Raw genomic sequence first — 21,589 nt, forward strand, 5'->3', positions numbered from 1 at the left:
TTTTTTTATTTTTTAGTCATATTTAAGAAGTAATCTAAGAACTCTAAGCCTCCTCCATAGTTTACAGCTTTTGGATGAATTGACAAACAGAATAGATATTTTGAAGATTCATAATCTTTCTTAGCTAATTTTTTAGCAGATTCAAGATAATCTTTTGGAAGGTACCAAGTATACTCTCTATTGGTTATCAGAATTTTTTTAATTGAATCATTTTCTTTTTTTAGTATGTAATGGTCTGTAATAATTGTAATATCCCTACTTAGAAATACTTCTTTTGCATCTTCTGATATTTTATACCTTGGTGGAATAAAATATTTTATTTTTTTAGTATTAAATCCACACTCTTTTATTATTTTAAATGAATTATTTAGCTTTTCTTCTGCAACAGACTTATTACAGTTAAATTCTTCTCCTATATGATTATATCCATGATATTCTATATGATATCCCTTACTTTCTAAATGATGTAAGTACTCAACAAATTTAGGGTAGTTTTTAAGATTATACTTATTTGCATGGTTAACAATGATAAATAAGTAAGTTCTATCTTGATAGTTATATTTATCTATTATTTTCTCAATATCTTTTAATTCATTAAAATATTTTGGGCTAACATCATGAATAAAAATTATTGGCTCTTTTATAGTGTTATTTGAGTTTAGTGCATAACCTAAAGGATCAACTTCATTATTATTTCCAAAAGTAACTGTAAATAATATTGATAGAGCTAATACAAGTCCTAAAAATATAAAATAATGTGGTTTTTTCATAGTATCCCATAGTTGGTTTTATTTAAGTAATTTACTAAATTTTGTTACATATATATTTAATTTTTGATAGTTTTAAGATCACTTACTTTATTTTGTTTTATGGTTTTATCTTGTTTGAAGTTTTTGTTTTTAGGTTTTTGTTACTTTTTGGGTGAGTTTTTGATTTTTGTGAGTTTTTAGTTAGCTTCGGAGGGTAGCTTTGTATTATTAATTTAAATATTCGGTTTTTATGAATTATTGGGATTTTTTAGTTTTTTAGGTTATTTGTTTTTAGAGTTTTGTTTTCCCTTTGGAAATTTCGTTTTTGGTTTAAAGGTTTAATTTTATTTTAGTATTAAGGAAAGTAAGTATTTTTATCAAACTTCGGATCTTTTTAAATAAATAGGAAAACCTAACCTTCATCCCGTTGATTAGGGATAAAGCTTATATACTATAAGAGCGAATGTTATAAACAAGCAAAATTTTACCTTGTAAAATAACGCCCCTAAGGGGATGGAAACAAGCTAAAAAATATAATTAAAGAAGCTACTAAAAGCGTAAAATAACGCCCCTAAGGGGATGGAAACTAATTTTATTTTTACTATTATAAATCAATAGACTCAAATAAAAAAATTAATTAATTCAATAATAACTTTTATAAACATCACCACAAAATAAAATTTAATAAATTTAACAAAGAGTTAAGGGGTTTTGTATGGAGAATGGTGAATATTTTATCAATCCTAACTTAGATCCAAGAAAAGATCACATACTATACAAAGATAAGGAACACATGGTTATTTATCTTGGAACTTCTGGGTTTGGAAAAGGAGATGTTGAAATTAATAGCTATTTGATAGTTAATAAAGGAAAAGGCTTCCTTGTTGATCCAGGAGGATATAAGATATTTCCAAGGGTTTTAGCCAACATATCAAAGTATATTAATCCAAAAAATATAGAATATATTTACATGTGCCACCAAGATCCTGATGTTTGTGGAAGTATCCCACTATGGAGAACTATAACCAATGCTAAACTTGTTACAAGTTGGCTATGGATAAGGTTCTTACCTCACTTTGGTTTTGAAGATGTAGATGCTGTTGCCTATCCATTGGAAGATGAAGGGCATGTTTTAAAATTTGGCTCCTCCACCTTAGAGTTTATCCCAGCTCACTTTTTACACAGTCCAGGACATTTTACAATTTATGATAGGAGGAGTAAATTTTTATTTACAGGAGATATTGGGATAGCTCTTTTAGAAAAGCCTTACTTGGTTGCTGAAGATATAAGTAAGCATATTGAGGCTATGAAACCTATACATGAGAGGCTAATGGCTAACAATGTAGCTTTAAAAAATTGGGTTAAAAGGGTTAGAGGCTTAAGTATTGAAGCTATCCTTCCACAGCATGGGGCCATTATACAGAAAAAAGATATAGGTAGGTTCTTCAACTTCTTAGAAAATCTGAAGTGTGGAACTGATTTAATTAGGTGAGGAAATTGAAAAAGAATTATATTATCATTGAAAAGGCTTCAAATGTTCTCTCAGATGCTGTTAGGTTAGAAGCTGGGAATAAAGAAACTTCAAAAATTATCAGTGAGTTGGCTGAGGAAATATCTGGTAAGTTCTTGGAGAATAACAATATAATTATTATAAATATTGGTGAACTCTCAAAGATTGTCAGAGACTTAGAGAAGTTTAGGGAAGATTTTTTACCATTCTTCCAAAAGCTTGAAACCTTTTCTAAGGAGTTCAATAAGTTGGTTGAGAACCTAAAATATATCTCAGATATTAGCAATTCTATAGGAGAGGTTGCTAAGCATACTAACTTAGTGGCTCTAAATGCCTCTATTGAGGCTGAGAGGGCTAAGGAATATGGGAGAGGTTTTGCTGTTGTAGCTGATGAGATAAGAAGAATGGCTGTAAAAACTATGGAGCTAACAAAGAGGATAAATAAGTTTAACTCTGAAATTCTTCAAAACTTGGAAACCTTAGCTGATGTCCTTGAAATTATTGATAAGATTAAAGAGGGAACAGAGGTTCTTAGCCAAGATATTGATAAAATTATTAATATTAGTAAAACCTTAGATGAGATCTCAAAAGAGCAGGAAATTATTGTTCATGACATTAAAGGATTAAAAGGATTGTCCTTAGCTTTAGAAGAGCTTAATAAGATGCAGTCAAAATTTAATAAAGAGCTTGGTACCCTCTTAATTGATCTAACATCACAGTTAGAAGAAAAAAAGAAATAATTTTAATCTAAATTTAAGAGATTCTTTAGAAACTCTATAACTTTATTTTTTCCTTCCTTACTTCTAACTTCATAAACTTTTAGTGGATTTATAGCCTTATATATCTCTTGCTCATCAATTCCCAAATCTTTGCTCCTTGCTTGGCACACTCTCACAGCTACATCATTTATTTTTGAATCAGTTTCATCTGCATAGTGAACTATATAGGCTTCAATAGACTGGGGCCTTGTTGGGGAAAATTCTCCATGATGTGAAGCCACTATTTTAATAACTTCTAAAGGAAACTCTCTTTTATAAAGTTCAGCTACAGCAAGGGTTAAGTGATCTAAGTTAAAGAGATCATAGTGATCAAACCCTTCCTCTGTCTTTATGTAGTTGTAAGGCTTCATAATGTCATGAAGTAGAGAGCCAGCTATAATATAGTCTCTATTAACCTTAACTCCATAAACCTCCTCAAAGACATCAGCCATTTTTAAAGCCAACTTTGTCACAGCAACAGTATGCTCTATTAAACCTCCTTCATATCTATGGTGCCAGTTAATACTTGCTGGAGCCTCTTCTAAGCTAACTCCTGTATCCTTAACCTCAGGATGAGTAGCCTTAGGATTCTTTATAAACTCTATAACCTTCTCCCTTAACTTCTCATCTTTTATCTCCTTAGCCAACTCTATCAATCTTTCCATAGTATCTCCTCATAAACCTCTCTCACTTTTTTAACTGTTTTTTCCCAACTAAATTTTTTTGAAAATTTTTTAGCATTTCTTCCTAACTCTTTTCTTAAGTCTTCATCTTCAATTAATAGCTTAATTTTCTCTCTCATTTCTTTTACATCATTAACCAAAAATCCATTATATCCATTTATAACTATCTCTCTAAGTCCTCCAGTGTTCATGGCTATAACTGGCTTTTCACAAGCCATAGCCTCTAAAGCAACAATTCCAAAGCCTTCAACTCTTGAAGGAACTACTAAGAAGCTACACATTCCCATATATTTTAAGGTTTCCTCATGACTTAGCTTTCCTAAGTATTCTATATTCTCCCTATTTTTTCCAAGCCCTCCAATAATTTTAAACTTAAAGTCTATCCCTTCAATAGCCTTTAATAATAAATCTAATCCTTTCTGCTTAACAAATGAACCCACATATAAGCCAAATCCATGATCTCCTAAATTTTTCCCCTCATCTACTCCATTGTAAATAACTACACTCTCTCTATCTATCTGAGAAGCTAAGTACTTACTAACACAGATTATTTTATCTGCTCCTCTAAGAGAGTAGTTAAAAAATAGCCTTCCTAAGAAAGATTTTCTTAAGAAGAGGACATCACTACCATGTAAAGTAAGGATGTGAGGACAATATTTTCTAAGGTAAGAGCCAACACAACCCTGAGGAAAGGCATAGTGAGAGTGAATTAAATCTATATCCTCTTTTTTAAGAATCTCTTTTCCTATCCTTATAGCATTTATTAAGTATGTTAAGCCTCTCATCCTCTTCAAGTGAGGGACTTGATGAATAACAACATTATTATACTTAGGTTCATAATAATCATATGTCAAGATGTGAAATTCAATATCTTTCAATCTCTTTATAATGTTCTCTACATGAATAGTTATTCCCCCTATGTGTGGATAAAAAATAGTTGGCATTAAAACCTTCATAACAATCACAAGAGAGATAACTATGAGAAATAAAGAGTTTTCAGTGTTTATAAAGCTGTTCATTTTAGGTTTAATGTTATTCTTTGTTTATATGATCATTCCCTATCTTGATGTCTTTGCCTATGCTATAGCCTTTTCATACATGGCCTTACCAATCTACAAATTTTTAAGGAAATTCTTTTCTTCATCAGTTAGCTCTTTCTTAGCCATAGCTCTCTTTATTGTTCCTCTAATTCTAATATTTATTTATAGTATTTCAGTGCTAATAAAGTTAATCTTATCCTTAGACATTAATTATTACATAAACCTACTTTTAAAATACAATATTAACTTAGAATATCTCTCCAAACTTCTACCAGAATATTTTAAGTATATAAATACATACTTATCTTCTTTAATTTCATCTATCCCAGAGAAAATTTTATATCTTTCTGATCTTGCCTTAAAATTAATTATGGTTGTTTTCTGCACATACTACTTTTTAAAGGATGGAGAGAAAATAAAGGATGTAATTTTAAAGATAACTCCAACTGAGTATGAATATAAAGTAGAGATTTTATTAAAATACTTGCATGAGATATATAAGAGTCTATTTATTAGTTGCTTGTTCCTCTCAGTTATTATAGGTTTCTTAGCCTTCATCATCTATTATCTCTTCTCCATCCCATACCCAGAACTTTTAGCTGTTTTAACAGCAATCTTTGCCTTCCTACCAATCATTGGAGCTTGGATCATCTACTTACCAGCATCTCTTTATATAGCTCTAGCTAATCCTATAAAAGGTCTATTCTTCCTTATTCTTTGTATTGTCTTTTTAAATATAATCCCTGATTATATACTAAGGCCTCATATAGTTTCCACTGATATACATCCTATACTTGTTGTTATAGCCTTTCTTATAGCTCCTCTAACCCTTGGCTTAGCTGGCTTTGCCATAGGTCCTTTAATTGTTGGTTTTTTAAATGCCTTTTACTTGGCCAAATATAGGGACAAAAAAATTTAAACTGTGAAAGGATGAAAAGAGTTGTAGCTGCTGGAACCTTTGACATCTTACACCCTGGACATTATGAATTTTTAAAATTTGCTAAGAGCTTAGGGGATGAGTTAATAGTTATTGTTGCAAGGGATAAAACAGTTGAGAAAATTAAAGGTAGAAAACCAATTATCCCTGAAGAGCAGAGGAGAGCCATGGTTGAAGCTCTTAAGCCTGTTGATAAAGCCATACTTGGAAGCTTAAACAATAAGTTAGAGCCAATTATAGAGTTAAAGCCTGACATTATTGTTCTTGGTCCTGATCAGAGAACATTTGATGAGGAAGAGTTGAAGAGAGAATTAAAGAAGTATGACTTATCTCCTAAAATAGTAAGGTTTAACAAATATATTAAATGTCCATTCCATAGCTCTTATGATATTGTTAAAGAAATCCTTAAAAGATATGGAGGGAAAGAATGATAGGAGTCTTAGCTATACAAGGAGCTGTTGAAGAGCACTTAGAAGCTTTAAAAAGAGCTGGATATGAAGGGAAAAGGATTAAGAGGGTTGAAGATTTAAAGGATGTTGAAGCTTTAATTATTCCTGGAGGGGAGAGTACAACAATAGGAAAGTTGATGAAGAAATATAACTTCTTAGATGTATTAAAAAAAGGGACTGTCCCAATCTTAGGAACCTGTGCTGGAATGGTTCTTCTATCCAAAGGAACAGGAATTAATCAAATACTATTAGAACTTATGGACATAACTGTTAAGAGAAATGCCTATGGGAGACAGAGGGAGAGTTTTGAGAAGGAAATAGAGGTTAAGGGCTTAGGAAAAATTAATGGAGTCTTTATAAGGGCTCCAATAGTTGATAAAATATTAAGTGATGATGTTGAAGTTATAGCTAAGAATGATGATAAGATAGTTGGGGTTAAACAAGATAAATTTATGGCTCTATCCTTTCATCCTGAACTGTCTGAAGATGGCTATAAGATTTATGACTACTTCTTAAAAGAATGTGTCTATAAGTGAGAAATTATGGCTGAAGTTAAGGCATATAGCTTAGAGAACATAGCCAAGAAATTAAATTTAGAGGTTAGAGATATAAGTAGAGCTGTGAAGAGGAAGATTTTAAGAGAGTATGAATATAAAGACACTAAAATATTGCTATTTAAAAAAGAGTTTAAACACATTGAAAAAGGAACAGTTGTCTTTTTAAATGATAACTTGGATGTTGTAAGAGGTTATCCTAAAACCTATAGGGCTCTAACCCTATATCCAACAATAAAAGAGCATTTTATAGATAAGGTTGTAATTGAAGAAAAACTAAATGGTTACAACATTAGAGTTGTCTATATAAATGATGAGTTCTTTGCCTTAACAAGAAGTGGCTACATCTGCCCATTCACAACAAAGAAGGTTAAAAAATACTTAAAGCTTGACATATTAAAGGAGTATCCTAACTACATGCTCTGTGGAGAGATGATAGGGTTAAATAATCCTTACACCCCAAAGTTCTATGAAGAGGCTCAGCAAGAGGATGAAAATTTAGCCTTCTACATCTTTGATATAAAGGAGAGGGAAAGTAATAAGTCTTTAACTGTTGAAGAAAGGTTAAAGCTTTGTAATATATATAAATTGCCACATGTAAAGCCATTGGCTATAGTTGATAAAGAGAAAGCACATGAGAAGATAAAAGAAATTATTAAAGAGCTTGAGCATAAAAAGAGAGAAGGGGTTGTTTTAAAAGACCCTAATATGGATGTAGTTCCTTTAAAATACACTACCCACTATACTCAGTGTGATGACTTAAGAGAGGCTTTTAAATTTTTCTTTGATATGGGGTTAGACTTTCTATTTAGTAGAGTGGTTAGAGAGGGATTTATGAGCTATGAATTTAGGGAAAGCTTGGAAGAGAGGAAGAAGAGAGCTAAGGATATAGGTGAAGCCATAATATTACCAATGGCTGAAACTATTGAAAAAATAGCCAGTGGGGAAAGAGTTACTGAGGACATTGAATTAATCTTTGACTCTGAAGAAGACTTTTATGAATATTTAGAATTCTTGAGAAAGGTTAAGATCTTGGTTAAGATAAAGGATATTAAAGAGCTTAATGGTAAGTTAAAGGTTTTAATTGGTAAGGTTTATAATAAAACAAATGACAAGGTGTTAGCATATCTGAATGGAACTCTTTGGGGAGAGTAATAGAGGAATTAAAAAGATTTAGGGAACTTGACATTAAATATTCAGAGGGTAGAATATTTGGCTCTATGTGCTCTTCTATCCACCCATTGGCTAAGGAAATAGTTTCTCTTTTCTTAGAAACAAATCTTGGAGATCCTGGACTATTTAAAGGGACTAAATTGTTGGAAGAGAAGGCTGTTAAACTCTTAGGAGAAATCTTAAAAAATAAAGAACCTTATGGCTTTATTGTCAGTGGAGGAACTGAAGGGAATTTATTGGCTATGAGAGTTGTAAAGAAGATGAAAGGGAGAACTATAATTTTACCTAAGACAGCCCATTTTTCTTTTGAGAAGGCTAAGGAGATGATGGATCTAAATTTAGTTTATGCTCCTCTAACTAAGGGTTATGAGATTGATGTGAGGTTTGTTAAAGACTATGTTGAAGACTATAAAGTTGATGGAATAGTTGGAATAGCTGGGACTACAGAGTTTGGAACCATTGACAACATTGAGAAGCTTAGTGAGATAGCTAAGGAGAATGATATTTATTTACATGTAGATGCTGCCTTTGGAGGCTTTGTCATCCCATTCTTACCTAAAGAGTATAGGAGAAAGGAGATTAATTACACTTTTGACTTCTCCTTAAATGTTGATTCTATAACTATTGACCCCCATAAGATGCTTCTCTGTCCTATCCCAGCAGGAGGAATTATTTTTAAAAATAGCTCTTATAAAAGATACTTGGAAGTTGATGCTCCTTACTTAACTGAAACTAAACAAGCCACAATCTTAGGAACAAGGCCAGGGTTTGGAGCAGCTTGCACTTATGGTTTGTTAAGATACTTTGGAGAGGAAGGGTTGAAAAAGTTGGTTAAGGAAGTTATGGACAGAACCTTTTATTTTAAAGAGAGGTTGGAGAGAGAAGGATTTAAGCTTCTTTTAGAGCCTATCTTAAATATTATTGCTATTGAAGATGAGAATCATATAGAAACTTGTAAGAAGTTAAAGGAGATGGGTTATTATCCTTCAGTTTGTTTCAATGCCAAGGCTTTGAGGATAGTGGTAATGCCTCATATAAGAGAGGAGCATATAGACAACTTTATAGAAGTGTTAAAAGAAGTAAAAAGGGATTGAGCTTGAAACAGATAGGGTTTTATGGGAAAGGGGGAATAGGGAAGAGTACAACAGTTTGTAATATAGCCAAGGCCCTCTCTGAGGAGTATAGGGTTTTAGTTATTGGCTGTGATCCTAAGGCTGATTGTACAGCTTTACTAAGAGAGGAAGATATAAAAACTGTCTTAGAAGTCTTAAGGGAGAAAAGAAGTGTGAAGATTGAAGATATTGTTGTAGAGGGAGGAAAAAATATTTACTGTGTTGAAGCTGGAGGACCTAAGCCAGGAGTTGGCTGTGCTGGAAGAGGGGTTATAGTGGCTATAGAAACATTAAAAAAATTAAATGTCTTTGAAAATTTAGATATTGACATTGTTCTCTATGACATCTTGGGAGATGTTGTCTGTGGTGGCTTCTCCCTACCTTTAAGGTTCTTAGATGATGTTTATATCATAACTTCATCTGACTACATGTCTCTTTATGCAGCCAACAATATTGCTATGGGAGTTAAAGAGCTAAAAAATAAATTGTCAGGGGTTATTTATAATGTTAGAGGTTCTTATGACAATGAAGAGGTTGTTAAAGAATTCTGTAAAAGAATCAATACTAATTACATTGGAAAGATTCCAAACTCTCCATTAGTAGCTAAGTCTGAAGTCTTAGGAAAGACTGTTATTGAAGCCTTTCCTGATAGTGATATAGCTAAAATTTATAAAGAGTTAGCAAGGAAAATTTATGAAAATAGAGAGAAGAGAGAGCCAATGCCATTAAGTAAGAGAGAGCTAAAGGAGTTGGCTTTAAAATATTTGAAGTGATTCATCATGTTGGCTAAGGAGGTTATTGAACTAATAGAGAGTAAAGCTCCAAAGGAGTTAGCTTTAAATTGGGACAATGTTGGCTTACAAGTTGGAAGATTGGAAAAAGAGGTTAGTAAGTTAGGAGTAGCCTTAGATCCCTCTCTAAAGGTTATTGAAAAAGCTTCTAACTTAGGAGTAGATTTTCTATTTACTCATCACCCATTATTTTTTAAGCCAATAAATAGGGTTGATGGCTTAGTTTATGAGAAGCTGTCTTTAATATTTAAAAATGATATGGTTGTTTACTCAGCCCATACTAACTTAGACATTAGTTATTTAAATGATGCCCTATCCTCTCTATACAATTTAAAGGATGTTGAGCCTCTCTTAGACAATGGCTTAGGAAGAATTGGAACCTTTAAAGGCTCTTTTGAAGAGCTACTAAATATTACTGAAGAGAACTTAACTAAACCTGTTGTTGTTGGAAGCTGTGAAGAGGAAGAGTTTAAAGTTGCAGTTCTCTCTGGGAAGGGATTAACAGAGGAGTTAATAAAGATTTGTAAGGAGAAAGGAGTAAGGGTTTTCATCTCTGGAGATCTAACCCATCATGCAAAAATCTTAGCTGAAGATTTAGACATCTGCTTAGTAGATGCCACCCACTACCATACTGAAGTTTATGGGCTAAAGAAGTTTATTGAAGAGCTTAACCTTAATTTCATTACCTTAGATTTTTAACATCTCCAATAGGAAACTTTCTTATCCCTTCCTCAGTAGCTAAACTAATTCCTTCAAAGTCTATATCAAATACTGTCCCTCTAACCTCTTCATTGGGAAGGGTTAATTTAACATATCTCCCTATAGTCTCTGACAATTTTTTATATTCTTTTAAAATTTCTTCCTCTCTTATTTCTCCACTTAATAGCTTTTTATAATATTCTAAAAATAAATTTAGGAAGTTGTTAAAGATTTCTTCCTTTTTCACTTCTCCTTTAATCTCCTTTAGTGAGATGGCTACATCTAACCCCTCTAAGTCATTCTCTACATTTATCCCTATGCCCACAATTATCTTATCTTTATAATGCTCTATCAAAATCCCAGAGAGCTTTTTTCCTTTATAGACTATGTCATTAGGAAACTTTATTTTGGCATCTACATCAATAGCTTTAATAATTAAGATAGGGATTAGAATAGGGAAAATGTAACTAAACTTATTTTCCAAAACTATAGAAAAATAGAGACCCCCAGGCTTTGAGAGCCAAGTTCTTCCTAACCTTCCTTTTCCCCTATATTGCTTATCAGCAATGACTAAAAAGTTACTTTCTCCTTCATCAATTAGCTTCTTAGCGTACTCATTGGTTGAATCCACTTCCTTAAGTTTTATTATTTTCATACTTAGCCCTTATATACTCTATAAGTTTATCAACATCATTAAAATAGATTGGATATTCCAACTTAGGCTTTTCTAAAACTAAAACATCAGCTCCAGCTTCTAAGGCTCCAAGAACCTTATCTTTAAAGCCTCCAGTGTCTCCACTCTCCTTAGTTATGATGGCTTCACAACCATAATCTAAAATTAAATACTTATTCAACTCCTTAGAAAAGGTTCCATACATAGCCACAATATTCTTCTGTGGCAAAATATTAAGAGCCTCTGGCACAGATATAGGAAGGACTCTTGCTACTACTTTTTCCTCTCCTAAGTGATCAACAACTCTTTTTAAATTTTTAATCCCAGCCATGTAAAAAACTCTTTTATATCCCTTAGCCTCTTTAAGTAGGCTATCAAAGTCTTTAAAGTATTTAACTTTCTCATGAGTTATTCTTTCACTTTTTCTTTCAAATCTTATATAATCAACATTTTCCTCTTTACAGGCTAAAATAGCATTCTTACTTGCATTTATTGCAAAAGGATGAGTGGCATCTATTAAGATGTCAATTTTATAATCTTTTAAAATAGCCCTTAGCTCTTCCAAGTTTAAAGGTTTCTTTATAATTATATTGGCAAAGTGTTTAGCAAGCTCTCCTCCATAGTTGGTGGTTGAAGTGTAAATTAAAAAAAGATTCTTTAAATTTTTTCTAAGCTCTTCTCCTAAAGTTTTACTCTCTGCTGTTCCTCCCATGAGTAAGATATTCATAGCCCTCACATTTTTTAAGAGAGAGTGTCCCCCGGGGGAGCGCGAGGAAACTCATCGCGCCGGAAAGCTCGTTTCCCACGGTTTCCCGGGGGTTAAAGATTTTAGACAATGAAGTCTATTCCTCCAATTCTATCTCTTTTAACATTTGAGGTTTTAGGAATAATCTTCTTATTATCTGTTACTATATCCTTCCCTAAGATATTTTTAGACTTTACTCCTGTAATGATAGCCATAACCCTTATACAACCTTCCATCTCTTTCTCTATCCTTGCTCCCCAGATGACATTAGCATCTGGAGAGAGCTCTTTTGTTAACCCTTCTCCAATATCATTAGCCTCTTTCAATGTTAAGTCTGGCCCTCCAGTTATGTGTATTAAAGCTCCTTTAGCCCCTTTATAATCAACATCTAACAATGGACAGTTTAAGGTTTCCTTAACAACATTTTGTACTCTATCTCCTCTATCTGTTTGATCAACTTCTCCAACCCCAATCATTGCCACTCCGCCATTCTTCATTACAGCCCTAACATCAGCAAAGTCAATATTTATTAAGCTTGGCACAGTTATGGTTTCAGTTATCCCCTTAACAGCTTGGGCTATTATCTCATCAGCCACCTTAAAAGCATCATTTATTGGCAAGTTTGGAACAAGTTCAACCAATTTATTATTATCTATTATAATTACTGTGTCACAAACCTTAGCCATCTTTTCAATTCCTTCATCAGCCTTCTTCATCCTTGCTCTCTCTATTTTAAATGGATATGTCACTACTCCAACCACTATTGCCCCTAACTCCTTAGCTATCTCAGCCACAACTGGAGCTGATCCTGTTCCTGTCCCTCCTCCCATTCCAGCAGTTATAAAAACTAAGTCAGCTCCTTTTAATTGCTCCTCAATAACATTCCTTGCCATCTCAGCAGCTTTCTGACCTATCTCAGGATAACCTCCAGCTCCTAAACCTCTTGTTAATGAAGCTCCTATCAATATCTTTTTATGAGCTTGTATAACTTCTAAATGTTGCTTATCTGTATTAATAGCTATAGTCTCAGCTCCTTGAATCCCAAGTTCCATAAGCCTATTAATTGTATTATTCCCAGCTCCTCCACAACCAACTACAACTATCCTTGCTTCCCCAAAATCTGTATTAACTGTTGGAGTTTCTCTTGATAAGGCATCTCTTACTAATTTCATACTTACCACATTTAATTATTGTAATCTTTAAATTTTGATTTAGCTTAAAAAATGAGTTATAAAAATTTAGCAATTAGTTTATGTTATATATAACACTTTTTAAGTATTTATCTTTTGTTGGAGAGTATATGAATACAAACAGTTCCTCCTGTTCCACCAACATTTGCTGCTAAGCCATAACCATTTTTAATTTCAACTTGTCTATCCTTAACTTCCTTATCTCCTTTTAATTGCCAGTAAATCTCCCCAACTTGTCTTATTCCTGTAGCCCCTAAGGCATGGCCAGCAGCCTTTAAGCCACCACTTGGATTTACAACTAAGCCATCAGTTTCTAAACTTATTTCCCTATTATAAATAGCTTTTCCAGCCTCTCCTTTCTTGTAGAAACCTAAATCTTCCAACAAGATTAAGCCATTTATAGCAAAACAGTCATGAACTTCAGCTACATCTATTTTACTTGGCTCTATCTTAGCCATCTTATAAGCCTTTTCCCCAGCTATCTTAGCAGCTTTTAGCTCTGTTATCTTCTCTCTACTGTGTAGGGCTATAGTATCTGAAGCCTGAGCTGAAGCCTTTATATAAATAATTTCATCCTCACTAACAAATTCCTTAGCCTTCTCAGCTTCACATAGTATAAGAGCAGCAGCTCCATCAGAAACAGGAGAGCAGTGAAGTAACCTTAAAGGTTCTGCAACTGGAGAAGAGTTAAGAACTTGCTCTAATGTAACCTTAAATGGAAATTGAGCATATCTATTTTTGGAAGCATGTTCATGCATAATGACACTCCACATAGAAAGCTCTTCCAAAGTTAAGTTATATTCATACATATATCTCATAGCCATCATAGCATAGAGGGAAGGAAAGGTTACTCCAAACAGAGCTTCCCACTCCTGATCTGCTGCTGAAGATATAGCTTTAGTTGGATCAACCACATCAGTCATTTTTTCTACTCCACCAACTAAAACAATATCTGAAGAGCCACTTGCTATATTTAAGATAGCTTGCCTTAAAGCTAAACTTCCAGAGGCACAGGCTGCTTCAACTCTTGTACATGGGATTGGATTTAAGCCAGCTTCATCAACTATTAAAGAGGCTACATGCTCTTGCCCAACAAAGAGGCCGGCACTCATGTTACCTATATACATCTCATCTATATCCTTTCCATCTATCCCAGCTGATTCAACAGCCTTAACCCCAGCTTCAACTATTAGGCTTCTAAAACTTCTCTCCCAAAGTTCTCCAAACTTTGTTTGTCCATATCCAATAATAGCTACATCTCTCATAACATCACCCTTATAGCTCTCCAGACTAAGAAGCTTTGAGGTTTTAAAGTTCCTTTAATAGGATCTAAGAATAGAATATTCTTTTTAACTAAGAGCTCTCTAACTTTTTTATTTATTGTTATATCTTCAACCTCATAACTATTTTTGAATACTTTTAAAGCGTCCAAGATTTCTTTATAAAGAGTTTCATTTTCCTCTTTAACGTCTTCTAAGAAGTATTTTAGTTTTTGTTTAGCATCGCTTAATAAATAGTCTAAAATTTCCTCTAAATCATCAGTTTTTAAGCTTTTTATAACATAAACTATATCTTTTGGTTTCCCTCCAACGTAGGAATAAATTAATTCTTTCTCTTCAGTTGATAGTTCTTTACCTAATATTTCCTTAGCTAAAAAATCCATAAACTTTAAAGCAGTCTCTTTATCAAAGTCATCAACTAATAAATATTTAGCTCTACCGTTTAACATCGCCTCGCTATAAACCTTCTCAATAAATAAAGAATCTGAACTTAAACAAAATACATAAGATAAATGAAGCTCTTTAGTTAAACTTATGAAGTAATTAAAAAGCTCATAAATCAAAAAGCCGTTAATTTTTAAATCCCCTATTTTCTGTAACTCATCTAAGATAATTATCGGCTTCTTTCCCTCTTTCTTAAGCTCTAATAAAATATTAGTTATATACCTAAAAACATTCCTCTCTTCTTTTTTTGTTAATAATACTTCCAAAACGTTCTTAGGAACAGGAATTCCAAAAAGAACGGAAGAATCTTTAACTAAGCTCTTAACCAATTCAATAGGATCTTTATCCTCTTCATACTCCTCAAAGAGAACCTCTATAAAATCTTCATATTTAGAAATAAAGTATCTCCTAAGGTTTATGTAAAACACTACATATTTCTCATCAAGCTTATTAATAACTTCGTTAATTAAAGCTGTTTTTCCACTATTAATAGGCCCGTAAATAAAATAAATATCATCTGGCTCTTCCCCTAATATAGATAAAATTTTCTTAATCTCTTTCTCTCGGTTAAAGAATTTCATGATTAAACCCTGATCTTTCTTCTAAACTTTATGTATAAGGAGTAATCAATGTATTCCTTATTTTCAATATAGTATGATGTTGGCTTAGCTAAGTTTTTAACTTCATTAATTTTTTCATTAACTTCTATGTCAAAGGCATCACTTCCAGCTCCACTACCATAGGAAACTGCTAATATTCTCTCTCCACCCTCACAGTTGTCTAAAACATAAGATAAGGCTAAAGGAACAGCTCCTGAGTAAGTATTCCCTATATAAGGAGAGAGAAGGCCAAGCTTATACTGCTCTTCCTTGAAGCCAAGCATCTTAGCAACTCTAAGATAAAATTTACCATTTGGCTGGTGGAATATACAATAGTCATAATCCTCTGGCTTAGTTCCCATCTTCTCCATCAATCCCTTAGCAGCATTCATAACATGCTTGAAGTAAGCAGGCTCTCCTGTAAATCTCCCTCCATGTCTTGGGTAAGGTCTTCCTTCTCTCCTCCAAAAGTCAGGAGTGTCAGTTGTAAATGAATAAGTTCCCAATATCTCAGCTATCCCCTTCTTTCTCCCTATAATGTAAGCTGCTCCTCCTGCTGCAGCAGTAAATTCTAAAGCATCTCCTGGAGCCCCTTGGGCTGTGTCTGCACCAATGGCTAAGCCATATTTTATATAGCCACCATCTACTAAACCCACACACATCTGAATTCCTGCAGTTCCAGCCTTACAGGCAAACTCTAAGTCAGCAGCTGTTAGCTCTGGAGTGGCATCTATAGCTTCAGCTACAATTGTAGCTGTTGGCTTAACAGCATATGGATGGCTTTCACTTCCAACATATACAGCTTCTATATCCTTTGGATCTATCTTAGCCCTCCTTAAGGCATTCTTTGCAGCTTCAACTGCTATTGTTGCTGTATCCTCATCTAAATAAGGAACAGATTTTTCATAAACAACTAACCCCTTTTTAATAGCCTCTGGATCTTTATTCCAAACCCTTGCTATCTCTTCAACTTTAATCCTATACTTTGGAATGTAAGAGCCATAGCCAACAATATATGCCATTTCTCTCCCTCTTTTTATTCTATTTCACTTAGCCTTTTAATTAGCTCTTCAATATCTAAGTTTGTGACAACCAAGGGAATCTTATCTATCTTAGCCAGCTCTATAGCCAATTTATCAACTCTATTTTTTAAAATTCCCTGTAAAACTATAACCCTTGGCTTCATTGGAGAAACTCTTATAGCTACTAAAGGGCTTCTACCACTTGACACATTTGTAAAGATTAAGGCTCTCTCAGTAGTCCAGCCATAGAGATGATAAAACTCTTCCCCACTCAGCTCTTTAATGGCTTTTAAGCTATCTATAACTGTATGCCCATAAATTTGAGCATCTCCTTCTGTTAAAAGAGTGCCATCAATGGTTTCTACAAACTCCTCTAAGCTTATAGGTTTTGGATATTCCTTCATATCTAAGATAGCTCTCATTGATGGTGACTTTTCAAGCATTCTTTTTAAAGCCTTAACAGTTTTTCCTCCTTTATTTTTATCTATCTCAATTAAGGCAAGGACATATTTCCTTATAAAGCTTGCCCCTGGATTTTTTCTTCTTCCTGTTTCATAGTCACTTATCACAGATGGAGATACATTTAAATATTTAGCTAACTCAGTTTGTTGGATATTAAAGAGTTTCCTCCACTTTTTTAATACACTTCCAGGACATTCAGATAAAACAATATCTCCAATTATATAGATTGCTACCTTCTCCATATCTCTCACAGGATTGAATTTAGAGCTCAAGATATAAAATATTTATGATTTTGTTGAAACAATTTATAGCTAACGCCGTAGGAGGGTATTAATTTAACTTCTTGAATGTATGTTAATAATTAAACAGAAAATTATAATAAGTCTAAAAAATAGAGAAATTTTTATTGAGTCTTTTATTTGGTGATAAAAATGAAAGGAGTTTTAATAAATGTTAAATCTAAAAAGTTTGAGGTTATAGAGAAAAATTTCTTGCCCATTGAGTGGGGATTCTATTGGCATGAGAAGTTTGAAACCTATAAGTTAGATCCTTATCATCCCAACAATGTCTTTACCATGAGCTCTGGAGTTTTACCAATTGTTGGAGGACATAGGTTAGTCTTTACCTTTAAATCTCCACTGTGGGATGGTTTTTACTTCTCAACCTTGGGAGGAGCTGGCTATCAATTTAAAAAAACTGGATTAACTCATTTGGCAATTGTTGGAAAGGCTGAAAAGCCTTCTTTAGTGGTTATAGATAATGGGAACATAGAGCTCTTTGAGGTTAAGGAAGAGTTTAGTAGTGTTTATGAGCTAACTGACTATATAGTGGAAAACTTTAAGGATAAAAATTTAAGGAGTGTGGTGGTTGGAGAAGCTTCTAAGAAGACAAGTATAGGAGCTCTATTTTCACAAACTATAAGAAATGGGGAGAGAGTTGAAGGCTCTGAAGACTGGGCTGCAAGAGGTGGAGGAGGTTCAGTTCTCTATAGGGCTCACAATATTTTAGGGATAGTATTCTATGGAGATAAGGAGGAAGAGCTTGAAGAAGAGGCTAAGAAGATTGTTGAGAACCACTATAAAGAGAAGTTTATAAAAGTGGTTATTGAGCATACAAAGAAGTATAGGTTTGATGAGAAAACAGGAACTGGAGGGACATTTGGGAATAATTGGATTTTATATAAGGAGAAGGTTCCTATTTTCAATTGGAGGATGCCATATATAAGTAAAGAGGAGAGAGAAAAGATATTAAAGGTTATCTTTAAGAATTATTTAGAGGTTTTCAATAAAGAGGCAATTGAAACAAAAAATTGGGCAAACTGTGGAGAGCCTTGTCCAGTGGTTTGTAAGAAGTATAGAAATAAAAATAAGGTTGACTATGAGCCCTATGCTGCAAATGGAACTTTGTTAGGAATCTTTGACTTATATGAAGTTGATAAAGTTATGAAAAAAGTTGATAGCTTAGGGTTTGATGCTATTGAGATTGGTAATTTAATGGCTTGGGTCTTTGAGCTTTTAGATGTTGGTCTATTAAAGGAAGAAGACTTAGGAATAAAGAAACCAATCTTTAACCATAAAATTGTTGCTGAAGGAGACTTAGAAAAAATAAAGGAGATGAGTGAGCATAATAGTGAGCAGGCATTAACATTTATCGATAATTTAATAAAGCAAGAACTTGAGATTTACAAAATCTTAGCCTTAGGAAAGAGGAAGGCTGGGAAGGTATTAAATGAGAAGTTTAAATATAGAGTTAAGGAGAAGAAATTTAATGACTATGCTGTTTATGTGGCAAAAGGTGGTTGGGGGGAGATAGGATCAAACCTTTACTGGACTCCTGGCTTTTTTATTCCTTTGCCTATACATGGGAAGTATTTAACTTACTATAAGCCAGAATTCTTAGAGCCAGAGAAGTTGGCTGAGCTAATTGTTGACAGCATAAAGTTGGAGATGACAATTGAAAACTTGGGAATGTGTAGATTCCATAGAAGATGGGTTAAGCCTGTGTTAAAAGAGCTTGGTAAGAAAATTTTAGGTAGAGAAGATATAGAGAGGGACTCAATAGAGCTTTATAGAAAGATAGCTGAGTTCAATAAAAAAACTGGAGGGCCAGAGAAAATAGAGAGTGAGAGAGTTAAAGATTTAATTGTTGGACTTGCTAAGGAGTATGATAATAAAGAATGGATAGAGAAGTTTAAAGATAAGGAGATGGTTAATGAGTATATAAAGAGAGTTTTAGACAAATACTCAGAACTATTAAATATTGATTGGAGATTAAGGGTTTAAAGGAATAATATTTAAGCCTTCCTTCTCATCAAAGCCCATCATAATATTCATATTTTGAATAGCTTGTCCACTTGCTCCTTTAACCAAGTTATCTATAACTGAGAATAAAACCAATCTTAAGTTATCATCAATAGCAAAGCCACCAATGTCACAGTAGTTAGAGCCTCTAACATAGCTTAACTTAGGAATCTCTTCATAAACTCTAATAAAAGACTCATCTTTATAGAACTCTCTATAGAGTTTTAAAATTTCTTCTAACTCTAAGTTCTCTTTTAAAAATGTGTGAGCAGTTGTTAAAATTCCTCTTGTTATTGGAGCTAAGTGAGGGGTAAAGGAAACTCTAACTTTCCCAAGTTTATTTAACTTCTCCTCTATCTCTGGTTTATGTCTATGATCAACGACCTTATAGGGCTTTATATCTTCATTAACATTTGGGAAGTGAGTAACCTCACTTGGGTTAGCTCCAGCTCCACTTACTCCTGTTTTAGCATCTATAATAACTCTTTCTTCTATCAAGTTATGTTTAACCAATGGAGCTAACAGTAAGATAGAGCCAGTTGGAAAGCATCCAGGATTTGCCACTAAGTCAGCTTTTTTTATCTCCTTCCTAAATAGCTCTGGTAAACCATAGGCAATATTAGCCTCTGGAAGTCCTGGATGCTTAACTTTATAGTATTTTTCATAAACCTCTAAGTTCTCAAATCTATAGTCTCCACTTAGGTCTATAACTTTCATTCCCCTCTCTAAGAGAGAGGGAACTATTTTTAGAGAAGCTCCATGAGGTGTAGCTGTAAAGACTAAATCAGAATCTACTTCATCAGGAGAGATAAAGGTTAGATCTTTATAGATCTCTCTTAAGTGGGGATGAACCTTAAATAAAGGCTCTCCTTTATAGGTTCTTGAAGCTATTTCTATATCTTCTATTTTCTCATGCTTGGCCAACAACCTTAAAAGCTCTCCTCCTGTGTACCCAGTTGCTCCTATTATAGCTACTCTCATCCTATCACAGTGCGAATTTCGTTCTCTTTTGATAAAGCTAAGTGTGTATTCCACATGAGAAGCTATAATTAATTTTTGTTTATAATAATTATTTAAAATTTAGAAGAGGGAATGAAAATGAATATTCCTGAGGTTCCTCAGATATATTCAAGAATCTGTCATTTGAATGAGGTGTCTTATCCTCTCTCTATTGTCTTAGCTATAGAAAGAGCTTATAGTATTAAGGTTCCTAAGGAAGCTGAAATTATAAGGGAGATAGGCTTATTGGGAGAGAGAATCTACAGTAATGCTGTAAAGCTTGAACCTTTCACTAACACTAAAGACTTTATCTTACTTGGAAAATTTATTAGAGAAATAACCTTAGGTTATAAAGCTGGAAACTTAACTGTTGGAGGCTTATATATAAATTTAACTAAAAAAGATAAAGAATTTTTAAAGAAGGCTGTAGATGAAGGGATAAAGAAGATAAATTATGATTTTATAGAGCTTGTTGAAGAGAGGAAGAAGAAGCTTAATTACAATGACTTGGAGTTAGTCACAGCCTATAAATTTGACCCTAAAAAGGTTAATGGTTATCTATATAATAACTCAATAGTTTATAGTGGAGCCTTAGCAAGGATGTATTATTATTGGAGAATAGATAGTAAAAACTTATTGGACATTTTATCAGCAAGGATGATAGAGATTGAGTTCTGCCTTGAGAGAATTAAAGAATTGTTAAGGTTAGTTAGAGGAAAAGAGATTTATAATTACTTCAAAGACTTCAAGGGAAAAAGGGTAGGAAGAGCTGTTATAGAAGGTGGAGAGAGCTTAATTTACACAAGAGTTTTACTAAAGGATGGTAAGCTCTTTAATATAGATATATTAAGTGGAGAAGACTTTAACAAGATGGTTAACCTTAAGTTAGATGAATATGGAAGAAAAATTTTAGGCTTTTGTGAGAGATGCCACTATAAGGTTAAGGCTATAAACTGTGGCTACTGTGAATATCTCTGTAACAAGGTTGAAGCTAAGTACTATAGAAAGATGAAAGAGATTAAGCTAATTGGAAGAGCTTTACATATTAGTGAAAAGGTTGATGGAAAAAATATTATTGCTGTTGGCTCTTGTGCCTGTGATGGTAGAGTTGTTGGTTATAAAGATGCTTTAACAGAGTGTTATAAAAAAGTTAATGCTAACTATTACTTAAGAGCTTGTCCTCCTTGCTTGGAAGAGTTAGAGAAAGTGGTAGAAGCTGTCATAAAAAAGGACAAATTTATTATTGATAGTTACTTAGTTCTTAGGAATTATATGAACTAAATCTTTTTTATTTACTCTTTTATTTAAAGATTTAAATTAATTGCTTCAAATGATAACCCATAAAACCGAAATATTTAAATAATAAATGGTGTATTATAGTAAAGTTAAAAACTTATTAAGGAATTGATATTAAACAAAA

Annotated in this window: 22 protein-coding genes; 11 read left to right on the forward strand and 11 right to left on the reverse strand. The window is 33.2% G+C overall.

Translation table 11 applies throughout. The features are described 5' to 3' along the window. Nucleotides 1–5: 5 nt before the first annotated feature. Nucleotides 6–770, reverse strand: coding sequence for a DUF2334 domain-containing protein (locus METIN_RS00210; protein ID WP_013099462.1), 765 nt, complete (start codon nucleotides 768–770; stop codon nucleotides 6–8). 694 nt (nucleotides 771–1,464) lie between these two features. Between METIN_RS00210 and METIN_RS00215 the strand changes: the two genes are divergently transcribed. Beyond that, nucleotides 1,465–2,241: an MBL fold metallo-hydrolase gene (locus METIN_RS00215; protein ID WP_013099463.1), complete on the forward strand. Its 777-nt coding sequence runs from the start codon at nucleotides 1,465–1,467 to the stop codon at nucleotides 2,239–2,241. 5 nt (nucleotides 2,242–2,246) lie between these two features. Then, a complete protein-coding gene (locus METIN_RS00220) occupies nucleotides 2,247–2,999 on the forward strand; it encodes a methyl-accepting chemotaxis protein (protein WP_013099464.1) in 753 nt (250 codons plus the stop codon). 2 nt (nucleotides 3,000–3,001) lie between these two features. On the opposite strand, the gene METIN_RS00225 is transcribed toward METIN_RS00220, so the two are convergent. Both METIN_RS00225 and METIN_RS00230 read right to left on the reverse strand, forming a co-directional pair. Next, the gene (locus METIN_RS00225) at nucleotides 3,002–3,682 is read right to left on the reverse strand and encodes an HDIG domain-containing metalloprotein (protein WP_013099465.1); all 681 of its coding nucleotides are present in this window, start codon (nucleotides 3,680–3,682) and stop codon (nucleotides 3,002–3,004) included. Next, the gene (locus METIN_RS00230) at nucleotides 3,670–4,656 is read right to left on the reverse strand and encodes a glycosyltransferase family 4 protein (protein ID WP_048203246.1); all 987 of its coding nucleotides are present in this window, start codon (nucleotides 4,654–4,656) and stop codon (nucleotides 3,670–3,672) included. Before METIN_RS00230 ends, METIN_RS00225 begins: the two co-directional genes overlap by 13 nt. Nucleotides 4,657–4,678: 22 nt before the next feature. On the opposite strand from METIN_RS00230, the gene METIN_RS00235 reads away from it, so the two are divergent. From METIN_RS00235 to METIN_RS00265, 7 genes are read left to right on the forward strand one after another with little or no spacing between them, the layout of a single operon-like run. Then, nucleotides 4,679–5,659 (forward strand): AI-2E family transporter, encoded by a 981-nt coding sequence (locus tag METIN_RS00235; protein WP_013099467.1) that lies wholly within the window; start codon nucleotides 4,679–4,681, stop codon nucleotides 5,657–5,659. Between the two features lie 11 nt (nucleotides 5,660–5,670). Next, the gene (locus tag METIN_RS00240) at nucleotides 5,671–6,108 is read left to right on the forward strand and encodes an adenylyltransferase/cytidyltransferase family protein (protein WP_013099468.1); all 438 of its coding nucleotides are present in this window, start codon (nucleotides 5,671–5,673) and stop codon (nucleotides 6,106–6,108) included. Continuing rightward, entirely contained in the window at nucleotides 6,105–6,662 is a 558-nt protein-coding gene (gene pdxT / locus METIN_RS00245; RefSeq protein ID WP_013099469.1) for a pyridoxal 5'-phosphate synthase glutaminase subunit PdxT, read from the forward strand. Before METIN_RS00240 ends, pdxT begins: the two co-directional genes overlap by 4 nt. Before the next feature lie 6 nt (nucleotides 6,663–6,668). Further along, complete coding sequence (locus tag METIN_RS00250) at nucleotides 6,669–7,835, forward strand: RNA ligase (protein WP_013099470.1); 1,167 nt, start codon at nucleotides 6,669–6,671, stop codon at nucleotides 7,833–7,835. Next, nucleotides 7,823–8,947, forward strand: coding sequence for a tyrosine decarboxylase MfnA (gene mfnA / locus METIN_RS00255; protein WP_013099471.1), 1,125 nt, complete (start codon nucleotides 7,823–7,825; stop codon nucleotides 8,945–8,947). Before METIN_RS00250 ends, mfnA begins: the two co-directional genes overlap by 13 nt. A 2-nt stretch (nucleotides 8,948–8,949) precedes the next feature. Beyond that, on the forward strand, nucleotides 8,950–9,738 hold the full coding sequence (locus tag METIN_RS00260; protein ID WP_013099472.1) for a nucleotide-binding protein: 789 nt from the start codon (nucleotides 8,950–8,952) through the stop codon (nucleotides 9,736–9,738). Between the two features lie 6 nt (nucleotides 9,739–9,744). Continuing rightward, the gene (locus METIN_RS00265) at nucleotides 9,745–10,455 is read left to right on the forward strand and encodes a Nif3-like dinuclear metal center hexameric protein (protein ID WP_013099473.1); all 711 of its coding nucleotides are present in this window, start codon (nucleotides 9,745–9,747) and stop codon (nucleotides 10,453–10,455) included. Here METIN_RS00265 and METIN_RS00270 read toward each other — a convergent pair. The 7 genes from METIN_RS00270 to METIN_RS00300 form a co-directional block, all read right to left on the reverse strand. Then, nucleotides 10,439–11,110 carry a biotin--[acetyl-CoA-carboxylase] ligase gene (locus METIN_RS00270; RefSeq protein ID WP_013099474.1) on the reverse strand — a complete coding sequence of 224 codons (672 nt, stop codon included), beginning with the start codon at nucleotides 11,108–11,110 and terminating at the stop codon, nucleotides 10,439–10,441. The genes METIN_RS00265 and METIN_RS00270 overlap by 17 nt on opposite strands. Next, nucleotides 11,091–11,855 carry a precorrin-6A reductase gene (cobK, locus tag METIN_RS00275; RefSeq protein ID WP_013099475.1) on the reverse strand — a complete coding sequence of 255 codons (765 nt, stop codon included), beginning with the start codon at nucleotides 11,853–11,855 and terminating at the stop codon, nucleotides 11,091–11,093. The genes METIN_RS00270 and cobK overlap by 20 nt, the downstream gene beginning before the upstream one ends. Nucleotides 11,856–11,956: 101 nt before the next feature. Beyond that, on the reverse strand, nucleotides 11,957–13,045 hold the full coding sequence (gene ftsZ, locus METIN_RS00280) for a cell division protein FtsZ (RefSeq protein ID WP_013099476.1): 1,089 nt from the start codon (nucleotides 13,043–13,045) through the stop codon (nucleotides 11,957–11,959). Nucleotides 13,046–13,152: 107 nt separating this feature from the next. Then, on the reverse strand, nucleotides 13,153–14,328 hold the full coding sequence (locus METIN_RS00285; protein WP_013099477.1) for a thiolase domain-containing protein: 1,176 nt from the start codon (nucleotides 14,326–14,328) through the stop codon (nucleotides 13,153–13,155). Beyond that, nucleotides 14,325–15,368, reverse strand: coding sequence for an ATP-binding protein (locus tag METIN_RS00290; protein WP_013099478.1), 1,044 nt, complete (start codon nucleotides 15,366–15,368; stop codon nucleotides 14,325–14,327). The genes METIN_RS00285 and METIN_RS00290 overlap by 4 nt, the downstream gene beginning before the upstream one ends. A 2-nt stretch (nucleotides 15,369–15,370) precedes the next feature. Further along, the gene (locus METIN_RS00295) at nucleotides 15,371–16,408 is read right to left on the reverse strand and encodes a hydroxymethylglutaryl-CoA synthase (protein WP_013099479.1); all 1,038 of its coding nucleotides are present in this window, start codon (nucleotides 16,406–16,408) and stop codon (nucleotides 15,371–15,373) included. 14 nt (nucleotides 16,409–16,422) lie between these two features. Next, nucleotides 16,423–17,112: a helix-turn-helix domain-containing protein gene (locus METIN_RS00300; RefSeq protein WP_013099480.1), complete on the reverse strand. Its 690-nt coding sequence runs from the start codon at nucleotides 17,110–17,112 to the stop codon at nucleotides 16,423–16,425. A gap of 189 nt (nucleotides 17,113–17,301) precedes the next feature. Between METIN_RS00300 and METIN_RS00305 the strand changes: the two genes are divergently transcribed. Then, on the forward strand, nucleotides 17,302–19,152 hold the full coding sequence (locus tag METIN_RS00305; protein ID WP_048203249.1) for an aldehyde ferredoxin oxidoreductase N-terminal domain-containing protein: 1,851 nt from the start codon (nucleotides 17,302–17,304) through the stop codon (nucleotides 19,150–19,152). Here the strand turns inward: METIN_RS00305 and argC are convergent. Further along, complete coding sequence (gene argC, locus METIN_RS00310; RefSeq protein ID WP_013099482.1) at nucleotides 19,141–20,151, reverse strand: N-acetyl-gamma-glutamyl-phosphate reductase; 1,011 nt, start codon at nucleotides 20,149–20,151, stop codon at nucleotides 19,141–19,143. The two genes, METIN_RS00305 and argC, sit on opposite strands and share 12 nt — an antisense overlap. 117 nt (nucleotides 20,152–20,268) lie before the next feature. Here argC and METIN_RS00315 point away from each other — a divergent pair, with 117 nt between their 5' ends. Continuing rightward, the gene (locus METIN_RS00315; RefSeq protein ID WP_013099483.1) at nucleotides 20,269–21,450 is read left to right on the forward strand and encodes a hypothetical protein; all 1,182 of its coding nucleotides are present in this window, start codon (nucleotides 20,269–20,271) and stop codon (nucleotides 21,448–21,450) included. The last annotated feature ends 139 nt before the right edge of the window (nucleotides 21,451–21,589 follow it).

The organism is Methanocaldococcus infernus ME, assembly GCF_000092305.1.
GTDB lineage: Archaea > AGJL01 > Methanococci > Methanococcales > Methanocaldococcaceae > Methanocaldococcus > Methanocaldococcus infernus.